This is a genomic window from Agromyces sp. NPDC052230 (assembly GCF_040679595.1).
In the GTDB taxonomy this organism is placed as follows: domain Bacteria; phylum Actinomycetota; class Actinomycetes; order Actinomycetales; family Microbacteriaceae; genus Agromyces.
In genome coordinates, this window is the sequence record NZ_JBFAVC010000007.1 from 135822 (window position 1) to 151302 (window position 15481).

At 71.1% G+C, this 15481-nt stretch carries 13 protein-coding genes; 3 read left to right on the forward strand and 10 right to left on the reverse strand.

Features of this window, described 5'->3' with window-relative positions; translation table 11 throughout:
• Positions 1 to 9: 9 nt before the first annotated feature.
• From AB0K73_RS15970 to AB0K73_RS16005, 8 genes are all read right to left on the reverse strand, one after another.
• The gene (locus tag AB0K73_RS15970; RefSeq protein WP_360515122.1) at positions 10 to 690 is read right to left on the reverse strand and encodes a class F sortase; all 681 of its coding nucleotides are present in this window, start codon (positions 688 to 690) and stop codon (positions 10 to 12) included.
• A 5-nt stretch (positions 691 to 695) separates the two neighbouring features.
• Entirely contained in the window at positions 696 to 1544 is an 849-nt protein-coding gene (locus AB0K73_RS15975; protein WP_360515119.1) for a DUF4397 domain-containing protein, read from the reverse strand.
• Between the two features lie 99 nt (positions 1545 to 1643).
• Positions 1644 to 3977, reverse strand: coding sequence for an FdhF/YdeP family oxidoreductase (locus tag AB0K73_RS15980; RefSeq protein ID WP_360515116.1), 2334 nt, complete (start codon positions 3975 to 3977; stop codon positions 1644 to 1646).
• Positions 3974 to 4831 (reverse strand): formate dehydrogenase accessory sulfurtransferase FdhD, encoded by an 858-nt coding sequence (gene fdhD, locus AB0K73_RS15985; protein WP_360515113.1) that lies wholly within the window; start codon positions 4829 to 4831, stop codon positions 3974 to 3976. The genes AB0K73_RS15980 and fdhD overlap by 4 nt, the downstream gene beginning before the upstream one ends.
• Positions 4832 to 4836: 5 nt before the next feature.
• Complete coding sequence (locus tag AB0K73_RS15990; protein WP_360515110.1) at positions 4837 to 5532, reverse strand: lysoplasmalogenase; 696 nt, start codon at positions 5530 to 5532, stop codon at positions 4837 to 4839.
• Positions 5533 to 5679: 147 nt separating this feature from the next.
• Positions 5680 to 6051 carry an FKBP-type peptidyl-prolyl cis-trans isomerase gene (locus AB0K73_RS15995; RefSeq protein ID WP_360515107.1) on the reverse strand — a complete coding sequence of 124 codons (372 nt, stop codon included), beginning with the start codon at positions 6049 to 6051 and terminating at the stop codon, positions 5680 to 5682.
• Between the two features lie 169 nt (positions 6052 to 6220).
• Positions 6221 to 7378, reverse strand: coding sequence for a PrsW family intramembrane metalloprotease (locus AB0K73_RS16000; RefSeq protein ID WP_360515104.1), 1158 nt, complete (start codon positions 7376 to 7378; stop codon positions 6221 to 6223).
• 48 nt (positions 7379 to 7426) lie between these two features.
• Positions 7427 to 8815: an FAD-binding oxidoreductase gene (locus AB0K73_RS16005; RefSeq protein WP_360515101.1), complete on the reverse strand. Its 1389-nt coding sequence runs from the start codon at positions 8813 to 8815 to the stop codon at positions 7427 to 7429.
• A 74-nt stretch (positions 8816 to 8889) separates the two neighbouring features.
• Between AB0K73_RS16005 and AB0K73_RS16010 the strand changes: the two genes are divergently transcribed.
• The 3 genes from AB0K73_RS16010 (at position 8890) to AB0K73_RS16020 (ending at position 12058) form a co-directional block, all read left to right on the forward strand.
• Positions 8890 to 10506: an AlkA N-terminal domain-containing protein gene (locus AB0K73_RS16010; RefSeq protein ID WP_360515098.1), complete on the forward strand. Its 1617-nt coding sequence runs from the start codon at positions 8890 to 8892 to the stop codon at positions 10504 to 10506.
• A gap of 96 nt (positions 10507 to 10602) precedes the next feature.
• Positions 10603 to 11478 carry a fumarylacetoacetate hydrolase family protein gene (locus AB0K73_RS16015; protein ID WP_360515095.1) on the forward strand — a complete coding sequence of 292 codons (876 nt, stop codon included), beginning with the start codon at positions 10603 to 10605 and terminating at the stop codon, positions 11476 to 11478.
• 139 nt (positions 11479 to 11617) lie between these two features.
• A complete protein-coding gene (locus tag AB0K73_RS16020; RefSeq protein WP_360515092.1) occupies positions 11618 to 12058 on the forward strand; it encodes a hypothetical protein in 441 nt (146 codons plus the stop codon).
• 116 nt (positions 12059 to 12174) lie between these two features.
• Here the strand turns inward: AB0K73_RS16020 and AB0K73_RS16025 are convergent, their stop codons facing one another.
• Positions 12175 to 13689, reverse strand: a complete 1515-nt coding sequence (locus AB0K73_RS16025; RefSeq protein ID WP_360515089.1) for an aspartate ammonia-lyase — start codon at positions 13687 to 13689, stop codon at positions 12175 to 12177.
• 131 nt (positions 13690 to 13820) lie between these two features.
• On the reverse strand, positions 13821 to 15380 hold the full coding sequence (locus tag AB0K73_RS16030; RefSeq protein WP_360515086.1) for an amino acid permease: 1560 nt from the start codon (positions 15378 to 15380) through the stop codon (positions 13821 to 13823).
• Positions 15381 to 15481: the final 101 nt, after the last annotated feature.

Below are 15481 nucleotides of genomic sequence, written 5' to 3' on the forward strand. Positions count from 1 at the left end.
CATCGCCGGTCATCCGATCGGTATCGCGGTCACGATGACGTTGCTGAGGTATCGACGGGCGTCGTAGTCGAACTCGCCCCCGCACGTGACGAGCGTCAGCCTCGGGCTGCCGTCGCGTGCGAACGCATCCGACCAGTCGATCGACTCCTTCGGCAGCACCGCCGTGGACTGGAACGCGTACGCGTGCACCAGGCCGTCGGCGGTCGTGACCTCGACACGCGTGCCCGCCGGCGCCCCCGCCAGCCGGGCGAACGGCCCGATGTCGTAGACGGCCGAGTCCACGTGCGCGGCGATCACGGTCGAGCCGGTCGCGTCACCCGGTGCTGAGCCGAAGCGGTACCAGGCGCCGATCGCCGGATTCGCGGGGAGGCCCATGCGTCCCTGATCGTCGAGTCCCACCGATTCGATGGGCACGTCGATGCCGAGGTCGGGCACCACGAGCCGGACCGGCGCGGGCGCCGACAGCGCCGGACGGTCGGCGAGCGAAGCCGACGTGCGCGGGATGTCGGGCACCGGCGCGCGAGCCGGCGACGACGCGGAGGGCGTTGCGGATTCCGCGGCGGCCGTGCCGCTCGCCGACCCCTCACCCCCGGGCACCGTGCACCCGACCAATGTCAGGAGCACGAGTGCGGCGAGGGCCGCGATCGAGGCCGCCCCCACGACCCCGCTCGCGACCCTCGCCCGGAGCATGTGACTCAGCGTTCCGCTCGAGCCGCCGACCGGCGACGCGCCACACCCGCGAGGAGTGCGACCGCTGCCAGCAGCGACGCTCCGATCACCGCAGCCCAGACGGGGGCTCCGGAGTCCTGTCCGTTGGTGGCGACCATGCCGGCCGAGCCGGCGGGAACGCCGTCAGGGCTGGAGTTCATGCCGGCGACCGCGACGGTCTGCACGGCGAGGTCGAGGTTGTCGGCCTCGAGGCTGCCCCACGCGTACACGATGGTGTTCGCGCCCTCGGCCACCTCGACGTCGGCCGGCCCGAGCACCGGCTCGGTCGTGCCGGTCGCCGCGACGGCAGCGGAGACGGTGCCGGCGGCGAGGTCGAGCTTCGCCTCAGCCGGATTGGCGAGCGCCGTGATCACGGGGCTGCCGCCGGCGAGCACGTCCACGGCAGGTGCCGCGGCGACGTGGCGCACGGTCAGTCGGCCCTGGCCTGCCGCCATCTGCGACGTGTCGTTGGTGAAGAGCGTCGCGGTCGGGTCGCCGCCCTCGTTCAGGTGAGCGACGGCCGTGTAGTTGACGCCGCCCTCGAGCGGCAGGTCGATCGGCCCGATCGCGGGCGACGAGGCATCCGCTGCATCGGACGCCGTGATGGCGACGGTGTAGGTGCCGGCCGGCAGTTCGAGCGGCCCGGCGAGATCGCCCGGCTCGAAGTCGTCGAGCGTCAGTTCGTCGTTGACGTAGACGTCGACCGTGAGGCCGGGCACGCCGTGCAGCACCGACAGCATGGCGGTGTCGGTGGGTGCGGCGGTCGCCGGCGCTGCGCCGGCGAATGCCACGAGTGCGCCGGCTCCCAGCGCGGCGGCAACGATGGTCTTCTTCATGGTGTCCTCCAGATGCGGCCCACGTGGGGCGGTGAATGTCCTTCACCACCTGTTTCCGGAGAATCCATGCAAACGGATGCATCGCATCCGAACTTTTTTTCAGACCGCCGCGCGCGTGCCCTCCCGGTCGGAGCTCGTCGACCTCGCGCCCACCGGCTCCAGCCGCACGATGACGGCCTTCGACACCGGCGTATTGCTGCCGATCGCGGTGCTCGAGAGCGACACCAGCACGTTCGCCTCGGGGAAGTACGCCGCCGCACATCCGCGCGCCGTGGGGTACGAGACGATGCGCTGGTTCGGCAGCACACGGTCGGGCTCGCCAGGCCACTCGCTCACCACGTCGACCCGGTCGCCGTCGGCGAGGCCGAGCTCGGTGAGGTCGTCGGGGTTCACGAACACGACGTCACGGCCCTTCTTGATGCCGCGATACCGGTCGTTCAGGCTGTACACGGTCGTGTTGAACTGGTCGTGCGATCGCAGCGTCTGCAGGATGAGCCGCCCGGGCGGGCACTCGATGGCCTCGAGCACATTCGCGCTGAACTGCGCCTTGCCGGTCGAAGTTCGGAACGTGCGAGAGTCGCGCGGCCCGTTCGGCAGCACGAAGCCGTCGCGGCGCCGCACGTCGTCGTTGTACCGCTCGAACCCGGGGATGACCCGGCTGATGTGGTCGCGGATCACGTCGTAGTCGCGCTCCATCCCGCTCCAGTCGATGCCGGTCGACTCCCCGAGCGTCGCTCGCGCCATGCCGGCGACGATGGCGATCTCGCTGCGCACCTCATCGGAGATCGGCGGGATGCTGCCGTGCGACGCGTGCACTGCGCACACGGTGTCCTCCACCGAGACGAACTGCGGCCCGGTCTCCTGCAGGTCGACCTCGGTGCGGCCGAGCGTCGGCAGGATGAGCGCCTCCTTCCCGGTGACCACGTGCGACCGGTTGAGCTTCGTGGAGATCTGCACCGTGAGGTCGGCGCCCCGCATGGCCGCCTCGGCGATCGCCGTGTCGGAGATGGCGCCCACGAAGTTGCCGCCGAGCGCGATGAACACCTTCACCCGTCCGTCGCGCATGGCGTGCAGCGCGTCGACGGCGTCGAGTCCGTCCTTGCGCGGCGGTTCGAAGGAGAACTCCCGCGAGAGCGCGTCGAGGAACTGCGGGGGCATCTTCTCCCAGATGCCCATCGTGCGGTCGCCCTGCACGTTCGAGTGCCCGCGGATCGGTGAGGCACCCGCGCCCGGCTTGCCGATGTTGCCGCGCAGCAGCAGCAGGTTCACGATCTCCTTGATCGTGTCGACCGCCCGGCGCTGCTGCGTGAGGCCCATCGCCCACGTGATGATGACGCGGTCGGCGGCCATGTAGCGGGCCGCGAGTTCGTCGATCTCCGCCGACGACAGCCCCGTCGCCGCGAGCACCTCCGCCTCGTCGAGGTCGGCGAGCCCGTCGGCGAACACCTCGAAGCCGGCGGTGTGCTCGGCGAGGAACTCGTGGTCGAGCACCGTGCCGGGGGCCGCCGCCTCGGCGTCGAGCACGCGCTTCGACACCGCCTGCAGCAGGGCCAGGTCGCCACCCGACCGGATCTGCAGGTGCTGGTCGGCGATGGGCGTGCCCTTGCCGATGACACCGCGCACCTTCTGCGGGTTCTTGTACCGGATGAGCCCGGCCTCGGGGAGCGGATTCACCGCCACGATCGAGCCGCCGTTTCGCTTGGTCACCTCGAGCGCCGACAGCATGCGCGGATGGTTCGTGCCCGGATTCTGCCCCATGACGATGATGAGGTCGGACTTGCCGAAGTCGTCGTAGGTGACGGTCGACTTGCCGACCCCGAGCACCTCGCCCATCGCGGTGCCCGTCGATTCGTGGCACATGTTGGAGCAGTCCGGCAGGTTGTTCGTGCCGAACGCGCGCACGAAGAGCTGGTACAGGAACGCCGTCTCGTTCGCGGTGCGACCGCTCGTGTAGAAGGCCGCCTCGTCGGGCGAGTCGAGACCTCGCAGCCGCTCGCCGATGAGCTCGAACGCGGCATCCCAGCCGATGGGCTCGTACACGTCGCTGCCGGCGGCCTTGTACACGGGTTCGATGAGGCGCCCCTGCTGGCCGAGCCAGTACTCCGTGGCATCCTGCATCGACGACACCGGATGCTCCGCCCAGAACGAGCGCTCGACCTTCACGGGGGTGGCCTCCCAGGTGATGGCCTTCGCGCCGTTCTCGCAGAACTCGAGCTTGTTGCGGTCGCCCGGGTCGGGCCACGCGCAGCTCATGCAGTCGAAGCCGTCCTTCTGGTTGATGTCGAGGAGCAGGCGCGCGGCACGTGCCGGCCCGAGACCGCGGATCGTCGTGTCGAGCGTGCGGAGGATCGCCTCGGGGCCCACGGCCTCGTGCTTGGGGTGCCCGACCTCCAGGTCGGGGTACTCGGCGTTGGGAGAGATGTCCCGACTCATGCTCGAACCTCCAATGGTGCAGCGGCGGATGTCATCCGCTCATCTCCGGCGTAGACGACGAGGGACGCCCCGCGGACGAAGCCCGCGAGCGTCATTCCGACCTCGTTGGCGAGGTCGACGGCGAGTGACGATGGGGCCGACACCGCGGCGAGCGCGGGGATGCCCGCCATCGACGCCTTCTGCGCGAGCTCGAAGCCCGCGCGACCCGAGACGACGAGCACGGTGCCCCGCAACGGCAGCAGGTCCTCGCGCAGCGCCCATCCGACGACCTTGTCGACGGCGTTGTGGCGACCCACGTCCTCGCGCACGACGAGGATCTCGTCGCGCTCGACGTCGACGAGCGCAGCGGCATGCAGGCCGCCCGTGCGCGCGAACACCGCCTGGGCGTCGCGCATCCGGTCGGGAAGCCCCGCAAGCCAGGCGGGGTCGAGGCGCACAGGGTCGTCCATGACCTCGAACGCCGACTTCGAGCGAACGGCATCGATCGAGTCCTTGCCGCAGAGCCCGCAGGCGCTCGTCATGATGAGCGCGTGCTGAGCGGATGCCGCGGGCGGAGCGACACCGGGCGCGAGCGTCACGTCGACGACGTTGTACTCGCCGGAGCCCTCGAGGGGATCGCCGGCGCAGTGTCGGGCGCCGAGCACGTCGTCGCGACGGCGCAGCACCCCCTCGGAGACGAGAAGGCCGAGTGCGAGCTCGATATCGTGCCCGGGGGTGCGCATCGTGACGGCGAGCGCTGTGCCGCCGACGCGCACCTCGAGAGGCTCCTCGACCGTGAGTTCGTCCTCGCGTCGCGAGGTGCGCTCGCCGAGCGTGTAGCGGGCGACGCGGCGCCGTGCCGTGATGCGTGACATGGAGATCACCACCGTTCCGTTCGAAGCATGCGCAGCACTCCGACTGCGATGAGCCCCTGCGCCGCGAGATAGCTCGACATGACGACGAGGTCGTGCAGGGGGAAGTCGTAGACCGGCAGGAAGCGGCCGAGACCGAGCACCGAGTCGGAGATCACGAACAACGCGCCGCCGGCCGCGACGAGCGGGCCGTGCCAGGCCGCGGTCGCCGCCATGGCCGCCAGCACGAGTCCGTAGAGCGCGACGGGTGCGAAGAGCGCTCCGGTGTGCGGGCCCAGGAGCGCGAGGAACCCGGCGTACCAGAGGAGGTAGAGGAGCGTCCACGCCGGCGGGCGGCGGCCGGCCCCGGGCATCCGGAGGAACAGCGCGATGTAGACGACGTGCGCGCAGAGGAAGCATCCGAGGCCGATGATGAATGCGACGGTGCCGGGGAACGAGAGGGCGACGTCACCGGCCCAGGAGAGGGCGATCGCGAGCACGAGCAGCCGACCGGTCGCGCCGATCGCACCGGCCAGCGGCCGGGCCACGACCACGACCGCCAGCACGAGCAGCGGCATGAGCAGCGCCTTCGTGCCGGTCACCGCCCAGCCGGGCCCCGTCTCGAGGATCACCAGGTGCAGCACCGCGGCGACGAGGAACGGCGCGAACGCCGGAAGCATCGTGCTGGTGGAGCTGCTGCGCGTCGGCGCACTGGTCTGGGTCACGTCGTCGTGCCTCTCGGGATAGGTATTTCGATGCTAACCCCTGCCGGGTCCCCCACGTCCGGCGTCATCCATTGCGCGGAAAACTCGCGCAGTACGCGAGGAGGCCGCCGGATTCACCGGCGGCCTCCTCGGGTGGGTGGACGAAGCTCAGCTCACGCCGAGCAGGTCGATCACGAAGATGAGCGTCTTGCCCGACAGCTGGTGTCCGCCGCCGGCGGGCCCGTACGCCTTCTCGGGCGGCACGGTCAGCTTGCGACGGCCGCCGATCTTCATTCCGGGGATCCCCTCCTGCCAGCCGGCGATGAGGGCCTGCAGCGGGAAGTTGATGGACTGGCCGCGGCTCCACGACGAGTCGAACTCCTCGCCGGTCTCGTACTCGACGCCGAGGTAGTGCACGTCGACGGTCGAGCCGGGCTTCGCCTCGGCGCCGGTGCCCTCCACGACGTCCTCGATGACGAGGTCTGCGGGGGCCGGGCCCTCGGGCGCGTCGACCTCGGGCTTGCTGTTGGTGTCAGTCATGCGTTCCATCCAAACCGACGGGGGCCACAGGGACAACCGTCCACCACGCTCTTGCGCTGACTGCGAACAGCCTGCACGCTGGAATTCGAGAACTCGTCGCCTGGTAGAGATGTCGGCATTGCCACACCACAGGGCGGCGAGTCTCTTGTGTGCGAGGCTTCCTCGTCGCTCAGCGCACCAGCGCCGCCCGGTCGGCCGTCACGGCGGTGAGCAGGGCGTGCTCGTCGGCGGCCGCCCGGCTGCCGCCGCGACCCGTGACGATCCGGTGACGTGTGAAGGCCAGGTGCGTGGCATCCGTGATCATCTTGCGCATCGTGGCGGTGCGCGGCGGGGTCTGCGATCGCGCCCACGCAACCGCCTGCCGGCGCCCGGCCGGCGTCGCGAGCATCTCCACCTCGGCCGGGCTGAACCAGCCGGCCGCGCCGTACTCCGCGAGGCGCATGCGCGTGACCCGCATCTCCTCGCGACGGAGGAACCAGGTGATCAGCATGAACCCGATGAAGATCGGAACCTGCACCGTGAAGTACAGGCCGATCGCATCGCTCGCGAACGCGAGCGAGCCGTTCCAGAACCCGTGCAGGAGCACGGCCGCGACGAGGCCGAGGAGGAACCAGCCGATCACGCCCACACCTCCCCCGCGACGCGCGCCGATGCCGAGGGCGAGACCCGTGCACGCCGTGAAGAGCACATGCGCGAACGGGGAGAACAGCCCGCGCACCACGAAGGTGGCGCCGAGTCCGGCCGCCCCGCCCTCGGCGAGGGCCGCACCGAAGTACAGGATGTTCTCCGTGAAGGCGAAGCCGGCCGCGACGGTGGCCCCGTAGACGAGCCCATCGACCGGGCCGTCGAAGTGCGAGCGCCGGAACGCGAAGATCAGGAGCACCCCGATGCCCTTCGCGAGCTCCTCGACGATCGGCGCCTGCACGACCGCCTGCATGGCCTCGTCGGGCCGACCGGATGCGGCGAAGGCGAGCGCGAGTTGCACGCCGAGGTCGACGATGAGGGCGACCGCGACCGAGACCGCGGCGCCCCAGAGGAACGCGAACCACAGCGCCCATCTCGGCTCGGGCTCCCAGCGGTCGACCCAGCGCACGGCGAGCAGCACGATCATGAGCGGCACGAGCGCGAGCACCGAGCCGATGACGAGGGCCGAAACCCCGAGTCCGAGCGCGAGGTAGGCGATCACGAGGAGGCCGACGACGCCGGCCACCACGATGCCGACGGCCGCGAACGCGCCGCCGCCAGCCCGGGCGCGCGGCGGCGGTGCCGACCAGAGCGGCGGCGACGGCGACGGGTTGGGTGCCGGCGACGACTGCGGAGAGCTCACTCGCGCAGCATATCGACCACGGCGGTCAGCGAGTGGATGCCGCGGGCATCACGCCTCGAACATCACGCCCGGATTGAGGATGCCCGCCGGGTCGAAGAGCGCCTTGATCCCGCGCTGCAGCCCGAACGAGTCGTCGCCGAGCTCGTCGGCGAGCCACCGCCGCTTCAGGATGCCCACGCCGTGCTCGCCCGTGAGGGTGCCGCCGAGCGCGACCGCAGTGCGGAACATGTCGTCGGCCGCGGCCCAGACATCCGCCGGCACCTCGTCGCCCGTGAACACGAAGTTCGGGTGCAGGTTGCCGTCGCCCGCGTGCGCGATGGTGGGGATCTCGATGCCGTACCGGCGGCCGATCTCGTCGATCGCGCGGAACATCTCGGGCAGCCGTGAGCGGGGCACGGCGACGTCCTCGATGAGCACCTGTCCCGAGGCGGCGAGCGCCGGGTGCATGGCGCGGCGAATGTCGAGCAGGCGCTCGCCGGCCGCGGCATCCGCCGATCGCGAGACCCGGCCACCGGCGGCGGCGAAGATCTCGGCGATCGTGTCGGCCTCGCTGCCGGCGCCCTCGGCGTCGCTCTGCGCGAGCAGGAACGTCTCGCCGGGCGCGATGTGCTCGATGGGGGTGCCGGCGATGCCGTCGGGCCCGAGGTGGGCGGCGACCCGGGCGAGCCCGGCAGCGTCGATGAGTTCGAGCACCGCCGGGCGGATGCGGGCGGCGGTCACGGCGGCGGATGCCGCGGCGGCCGAATCGACGTCGGGGAACGCCGCGGCGACCGTGACCACCTCGCCGCGCGCGATCGGGCGCAGGCGCACGGTGGCCTCGACGATGACGCCGAGGGTGCCCTCGGAGCCCGTCATGAGCGCCGTGAGATCGTAGCCCGTCACGCCCTTCACGGTGCGGTGGCCGGTGCGCAGGAGGCGCCCGTCGGCGAGCACGACCACGAGCCCGAGCACCGCCTCGCGGGTCACCCCGTACTTCGCGCAGAGGAGGCCGCCGGCGTTGGTCGCGATGTTGCCGCCGATCGAGGAGATGGCGCGGCTCGCCGGGTCTGGTGCGAACCAGAGTCCGAGCGGGGCGAGCGCGTCGTTGAGGTCGCCGTTGAGCACGCCGGCCTCGACGACCGCGAGCTCGTCGGCCTCGGAGATCTCGAGGACCCGGTTCATGCGCGACAGGTCGAGCACGATCGCGCCGGGGCTCGCGATGGCGCCACCCGCGAGTCCGGTGCCGGCACCGCGCGGCACCACGGGCGTTCCGGTCTCGTGGGCGAGGCGCATGACCTGCTGCACCTCGGCGACGGATGCCGCGTGCACCACCGCGAGCGGCGGGGTCGCGCTGCGCCATCCCGACCGATCCTCGCGGCTCGCGTCGAGCACGTCGGCGTCGGTGGAGACGGATGCCCCGAGGGCCTCCTGCAGGCGGGCGAGCGTGGCGTGCGGCATCCCTCCACCCTAGCGACGCGGGCCATGTCCGATTTCCGCCAGTCGATGTCGGCGGGCCGTGCGACGCTGGAGGCATGAGCACCGCCGCCCGCACCATCAGATCGACCGCCGATCCCCTCGACGATCCCGTCTTCGCCGAGCGCTACCGCGCCATGCAGTCTCGCGACGCGCGCTTCGACGGCCAGTTCATCACGGGCGTGCACTCCACGGGCATCTACTGCCGGCCGAGCTGCCCCGCGGTCTCGCCGAAGCCCACGAACGTGAGCTTCTACCTCACCGCGGCGGCCGCCCACGAGGCGGGGCTGCGCGCCTGCAAGCGGTGCCTGCCCGACGCCGTTCCCGGCTCCCCCCAGTGGGACCTGCGCGACGACCTCGCCGCCCGCGCCATGCGCCTCATCGCCGACGGCGTCGTCGAGCGCGAGGGCGTGCCGGGGTTGGCAGCACGGCTCGGCTACACGCCGCGGCACCTCACTCGCGTGCTCACGGCCGAGCTCGGCGCGGGGCCGCTGGCGCTCTCCCGCGCGCATCGCGCGCAGACGGCTCGGTCGCTGCTCACCGCCACCACGCTCCCCGTCACCGACGTCGCGTTCGCGTCGGGGTTCGGCAGCGTGCGGCAGTTCAACGACACCATCCGCGAGGTCTACGAGCGCAGCCCGCTCGAGCTCCGAGCGGCGGCGCGGCTGCGCCGGCGCGGGCGGTCGGCGGCGGCCTCGACAGGGGCCACGGCCTCCTCTGCGGCGGACGTGACCTCGCGGGCGGGTGCCGCGGCAGATGCGACCGGCGATACGACGGGCTTCGTGCGGCTGCGCCTTCCCGCCCGGGCGCCGTTCGACGCGGCCGGCGTCTTCGCCTGGCTCCGGGCGCGGGCGCTTCCGGGCGTCGAGGCGGCCGAAGCCAGGAGGTACCGGCGCACCCTGCGACTTCCGGGCGGCCCGGCCCTCGTCGCCCTCACGGCCGACCCCGAAGCCGCCGCGCCCGCCATCGACATCGAGGCACGGCTCGCGACCCTCGCCGACCTCGCGCCGCTGGTGGCCAGGGTACGGCGCCTCTTCGACCTCGACGCCGACGCCGTGGCGATCGACGCGGCCCTCGCCGCCGACCCGGCGCTCGCGGCATCCGTTGCCGCCGTGCCCGGCATGCGCGTACCCGGGTGCCTCGACGCCCACGAACTCGTGTTCCGCGCCCTCATCGGGCAGCAGGTGTCGGTCGCGTCGGCACGCACGGCGCTCGGCCGACTTGCGGCCGAGCTCGGCGAGCGCGTGCTCGCCATGTCCGACGACGAGCCCGACCTGCTCTTCCCCACCGCGGCCGCGATCGCCATGGGCGGCGAATCCGTGTTGCGCGGCCCTCGCGCCCGCATCCGCTCGATCGTCGAGGTGGCGCGTCGGCTCGACTCGGGAGAACTCGTCGTCGCACCCGAGCGAGACCGGGAGGAGCTCGTGGCCGACCTCCTCGCGCTGCCCGGCATCGGCCCGTGGACGGCCGGCTACCTCGCCATGCGGGTCACGCGTGCGCCCGACATCCTGCTCACGAGCGACCTTGCGCTGCGCAACGGAGCCGCGCGGCTGCGACTCCCGTCCTCCGCGAAAGAGCTCGACGCCGCGGGTGCGCGATGGGCGCCGTGGCGCAGCTACGCCTCGATGCACCTGTGGCGTGCCGCCGCGCCGGCCGATCGAGGCCCGCTCCGTTGACGTCCGACGGTGCTTGTCGACATCCGCTCATGGCCGCTCGACTTCGTTGTCTTCGGCGCACAGCTTCGCCTCAAGGCCGCCCGATAGCCTGAAGGAGTGAAGTTCGCGCACCTGAGAGTCGAAGGCCAGCTCACCCCTCGACTCTCGGTGGTCGTCGCCGAGGCGGCGCTCTTCCTCGACGAGATCATGCCGACACCGCCGCGCGACCTCCAAGACCTCATCGAGCGAGGCCCGAGCGGCCTCGCCCACGTGCGTGAGGCGGTCGATTCGGCGCTCGCCTCGGGCAGCGCACTCACGCCCCTGCACGAGCTGCGCCACGCGTCGGCCGTGCTGCGGCCCGCCCAGATCATCGCGATCGGCGCCAACTATGCCGCCCACGCCTCCGAGCTGAAACTGCGCTCCGAGACGGCGATGACGATCTTCTCACTCTGGCCCAACTCCCTCTCGGGGCATGGCGCCACGACCACCTGGCCCGAGGACCTCACCAAGCAGGTCGACTACGAGGCCGAACTCGGCGTGATCATCGGCCGTCCCGCCCGCGGCGTGCACGTGCGCGACGCGCTCGACTACGTGTGGGGCTACACCATCGTCAACGACATTACCGCGCGCGACCTGCAGTTCAGCGAGGCGCAGTGGTCGCGCTGCAAGTCCTTCGACGGCTTCACGCCCACGGGCCCCGTGGTGGTCACCGCCGACGAGGTGCCCGACCCGCAGGACCTCTGGCTCACGACGAACCTCGACGGCCGCATTCTGCAGGATGCCTCCACCAACGAGATGGTGCGCACCGTCGCCGAGATCATCTCCTACCTCTCGCGGTCGGCCACGATCCCGCCCGGCACGCTCATCTCGACCGGCAGCCCCGGCGGTGCCGGGTACTCCCGCAATCCCCAGGTGTTCCTGCACGACGGCGCCACCGTCACGGTCAGCATCGAGGGCATCGGCTCCCTCACCACGCACTGCCGCGTCGTCTGATCACGGTCCGGCCCCTCAGGGCTTTGCCACGCGACATCCAGCAGTCCCGCCGGGTCGTCAAAGCGCCCGCATAGGCCATGTCGCGACCGTGGTCGTACGGCATCTCCCCCGGTGCCGACGACGAAAGGATCAACCCCCCATGAACGACCAGACCAGCACCTCCACCGGCTCGCCGACGAATGCACGGCAGGGCCGCCGCGTGCGCCGAGCGGGCGCGATCATGGCCGGCCTCGCCGGTGCGGCCGTCGTGGGCACCCTCACGATGGGTGCCGCGTCCGCCGCGAATGCGGCACCGTCCGAGACCGCGACCGATTCGGCGACGAGCCAGTCGCAGCACCAGAAGCAGCACCAGCACCGCTACGGCGCGACGGCCACCGAGACGACGGACGAGACCGGCGGCACGGGCCAGGGACGCATGGGCGCCGGCGGCACGGGCGGGCACACCGGCGAGCGCGGCACCGGTGGCGAGGGCGCGGGCGCGGGCGAATGCGATCACGCCGAGCGGGGCGGGCACGCGGAGCAGGGCGAGCACGCCGAGTCGGGCGTCGACGCGGATGCCGGGGCCGACGCGACCAGCTGAGTCATCCGCCCATGTGACGACGACCGCCGGTCGCGCCCGCTCCGATTCCGGAACCGCGGCGCGGCTCGGCGGCCGCCTCGCGATGATGCGGCATCCGCTCGGTCAGTGCGCGGTACTCACTCCGAGGGCTCGCCGTGCATGTCGATGACGGGAATCGTCTGGGTGACGGGGTGCATGCCAGAGAGGCGCGACGGCGCCAGCTGCCGCTCGACGTCGTGGCGGGTCATGAGCCCGGCCTCGACCACGAGATCGGCCACCGGCCGCCCGGTCGTCAGCGCCTGCTTCGCGAGCGTGGCCGCCGCCGTGTAGCCGATGAACGGGATGAGCGCCGTGATGACGCCGACGCTCGACGCCACCATCGCGTTGAGGCGATCGACGTTCGCGGTGATGCCGTCGACGCAGTTCACGCGCAGCGTCCAGCACGCCTGGCGCATCCACGTGATCGACTGCAGCAGCGAGTGCGCGATGACGGGTTCGAAGGCGTTGAGCTGCAACTGACCGGCCTCGGCCGCCATGGTGACCGTGACATCCGTGCCCGCGATCGCATAGGCCACCTGGCTGACCGCCTCGGGGATGACGGGATTCACCTTTCCCGGCATGATGCTCGAGCCGGCCTGCCGCGGCGGGAGGTTGATCTCGCCGAGACCCGCCTGCGGGCCGGAGGAGAGCAGTCGCAGGTCATTGCAGATCTTCGACAGCTTGATGGCGCTGCGCTTCAGCGATCCCGAGAACGACATGAACGCGCCGGCGTCGCTCGTCGACTCGATGAGGTCGGGCGCGGTCTCGAGGTTCAGCCCCGTGATCTCGCGCAGGTGGCGCACGGCCGCAGCGGCGTACCCGGGGTCGGCGGTGATGCCCGTACCGATCGCGGTGGCGCCCAGGTTGATCTCGGAGAGCAGCCAGATGGTCTCGGTGAGCCTGGCGTGATCCTCGCCGAGCGTGGTGGCGAAGCCGTGGAACTCCTGGCCGAGGGTCATCGGCACCGCGTCCTGCATCTGGGTGCGGCCGACCTTGAGGATGCCGTGGAACTCGTCGGCCTTGCGCCCGAACGACTGGCGCAGGAGCTCGAGCTCGGCGAGCAGCGTCTTCAGTGAGAACGCGAGCGAGATCTTGAGCGCCGTCGGATAGGTGTCGTTCGTCGACTGGCTGCGGTTGACGTCGTCGATGGGGTGCAGGATGTCGTAACGCCCCTTGGCGTAGCCCGCGACCTCCAGCGCGAGGTTCGTGATGACCTCGTTCGCGTTCATGTTCGTCGACGTGCCGGCGCCGCCCTGGATCACCCCGACGACGAACTGGTCGTGATGCTCGCCGTCGATGATGCGTTGGCAGGCCTCGTCGATCCAGGCCGCCTTCTGGGCGCTGATCACGCCGACCTCGCGGTTCGCGCGCGCGGCCGCCTGCTTCACCGAGGCGAGGGCCACGATGAGCTCGGGGTAGACCGAGATGGGACGCTTCGAGATGGGGAAGTTCTCGAGCGCGCGCATGGTGTGCACGCCCCAGTACGCGTCGGCCGGAACCTCGACGGTGCCGAGCGAATCGGTCTCCGTTCGAGTGACCGGCTGGGGATCGGCTGGGTTCGTCACGTGCTCCTCCGCGATGGTGTGCTCGGGCAGGTGGTCGGGTCGGGTCATCGACACGGTGTTGGCTCCATTGCCTCGTTGCGCGCGGGATCGCCGCGCCTTTGGTATTGGTCTCGAGCCTACCGCCGGGGCGCACGGGAGACGGGCGGCGAGATATCCGCTCGCCGCCCGTCGCCACCGCTCTAGACCTTGTCGGATCCGCCCCCCGACGAGTCGACGCCGTCGGCCGCGAGGAGCTCCTCCTCGACCCGGCCGCCGTAGCCCTCCTTCTGCGGGTCGCCGTGCAGGCCGCCCGAGACGGCGTACTCCTCCTCGGGCGAGAGCACGAGGCGGTGGCGGCCCCAGAGGGCGAACACGAGGAGCATGACCGCGTACACCACGATGATCGCGATGATGGCGGGCAGGAAGGTCGGGTTGAGGAGGAACCCGAGGAAGATGAGCGCCGCGATCACGGCGGCGACGACCGCCCCGGGGATGCCCCACGGGCTGCGGTACGGACGGCTGGCGTTCGGGTACTTGCGTCGCAGGATGATGAACGCCACCATCTGCAGCAGGTACGCGAGCACCGCGCCCCACACCGCGATGTTCAGCACGATCGCACCGGCGACGCCGCCAGCGCCACCGGCCGCGTCGACCACGACGAGCGCGACGAAGCCGATGATCCCGCCGGCGACGAGGGCGACCCAGGGCGTCTGGCGTGCACCCGTGAGGGAGAGGAACTTCGGGTAGTACCCTGCGCGCGAGAGCGAGTACATGTTGCGGCCGTAGGCGAACATGATGCCCTGCAGCGAGGCGAGCAGGCCGACGAGCGCGAACAGCGCGAGCAGCGCGGCGAGCTGGTCGCCGACGATCGCCCGGAACCCGTCGAGGAGCGGCTCCCCCGCCGATCCCGTGGCCTCGGCACCGATGACGCCCGTGTTGAGGAACAGCACGAGCAGGCCGGTGATGATGAGCGTGCCACGTGCCCAGAGGCCGGCTCGCGGGATGTCGCGCACCGGGTCGTGCGACTCCTCGGCGGCGAGCGGCAGTTCCTCGATGCCGAGGAAGAACCACATCGCGAACGGCAGCGCGAAGAGGATCGGCAGGACGCCGTGCGGCAGGAACGCGGTCTGGCCGGCATCGGGAGCGATGTCGAAGAGGTTGTCCCAGGCGAACTGGCCGGAGAACAGTGCCATTGCCGAGAAGACGAGCAGGATCCCGATCGAGATGATCGACACGACGATCGCGAACTTGAACGAGATGTTCGCGCCCGCCGAGTTCAGCGCGATGAAGACCAGGTAGAGGATGACCCACCAGATCCACGCGGGCATCGAGAAGCCCAGCAGCTCGCTCGTGATGCCGTCGGCGTAGGCCGCCGAGAAGTACACGATGACCGCGGTCGTCGCGACGTACTCGATGGTCTCGGCGAGGCCGGTGATGAATCCACCCCACGGCCCCATGGCCGCGCGGGAGAACGAGTAGGCGCCGCCCGTGTGCGGCATCGCCGACGCCATCTCCCCGATCGAGAAGATCAGGCCGTAGTACATGGCGACGAGGATCGCGAAGGCGATCAGCATGCCGCCGAAGCCCGCGAAGTCGATGCCGAAGTTCCAGCCGGAGAAGTCGCCCGAGATGACCGCCGCGACCGCGAGGCCCCAGAGGCCCCAGACGCCGGCCGCGCGGGTGAGCCGGCGTTTCTCGAAGTACCCGGATTCGGCGGTCGTGTACTTCACTCCCGAGACCCGGAGGGTGTCTTTCGCCATGACGGCTCCCTTGCTCTCTCATCGCGCGAAGCCCTGGGGGCGGGCGCGGGGTGCGATGCGTGTGGCATGACTATAGGGCGAGCAATGGTCGCCCGTACAGA

What these genes read in the sequence shown, in the direction of transcription:
- AB0K73_RS15970 (WP_360515122.1), bottom strand. Translation starts at nt 690, where the DNA reads ATGCTCCGGGCGAGGGTCGCGAGCGGGGTCGTGGGGGCGGCCTCGATC.
- AB0K73_RS15975 (WP_360515119.1), bottom strand. Translation starts at nt 1,544, where the DNA reads ATGAAGAAGACCATCGTTGCCGCCGCGCTGGGAGCCGGCGCACTCGTG.
- AB0K73_RS15980 (WP_360515116.1), bottom strand. Translation starts at nt 3,977, where the DNA reads ATGAGTCGGGACATCTCTCCCAACGCCGAGTACCCCGACCTGGAGGTC.
- fdhD (WP_360515113.1), bottom strand. Translation starts at nt 4,831, where the DNA reads ATGTCACGCATCACGGCACGGCGCCGCGTCGCCCGCTACACGCTCGGC.
- AB0K73_RS15995 (WP_360515107.1), bottom strand. Translation starts at nt 6,051, where the DNA reads ATGACTGACACCAACAGCAAGCCCGAGGTCGACGCGCCCGAGGGCCCG.
- AB0K73_RS16005 (WP_360515101.1), bottom strand. Translation starts at nt 8,815, where the DNA reads ATGCCGCACGCCACGCTCGCCCGCCTGCAGGAGGCCCTCGGGGCATCC.
- AB0K73_RS16010 (WP_360515098.1), top strand. Translation starts at nt 8,890, where the DNA reads ATGAGCACCGCCGCCCGCACCATCAGATCGACCGCCGATCCCCTCGAC.
- AB0K73_RS16020 (WP_360515092.1), top strand. Translation starts at nt 11,618, where the DNA reads ATGAACGACCAGACCAGCACCTCCACCGGCTCGCCGACGAATGCACGG.
- AB0K73_RS16025 (WP_360515089.1), bottom strand. Translation starts at nt 13,689, where the DNA reads ATGACCCGACCCGACCACCTGCCCGAGCACACCATCGCGGAGGAGCAC.
- AB0K73_RS16030 (WP_360515086.1), bottom strand. Translation starts at nt 15,380, where the DNA reads ATGGCGAAAGACACCCTCCGGGTCTCGGGAGTGAAGTACACGACCGCC.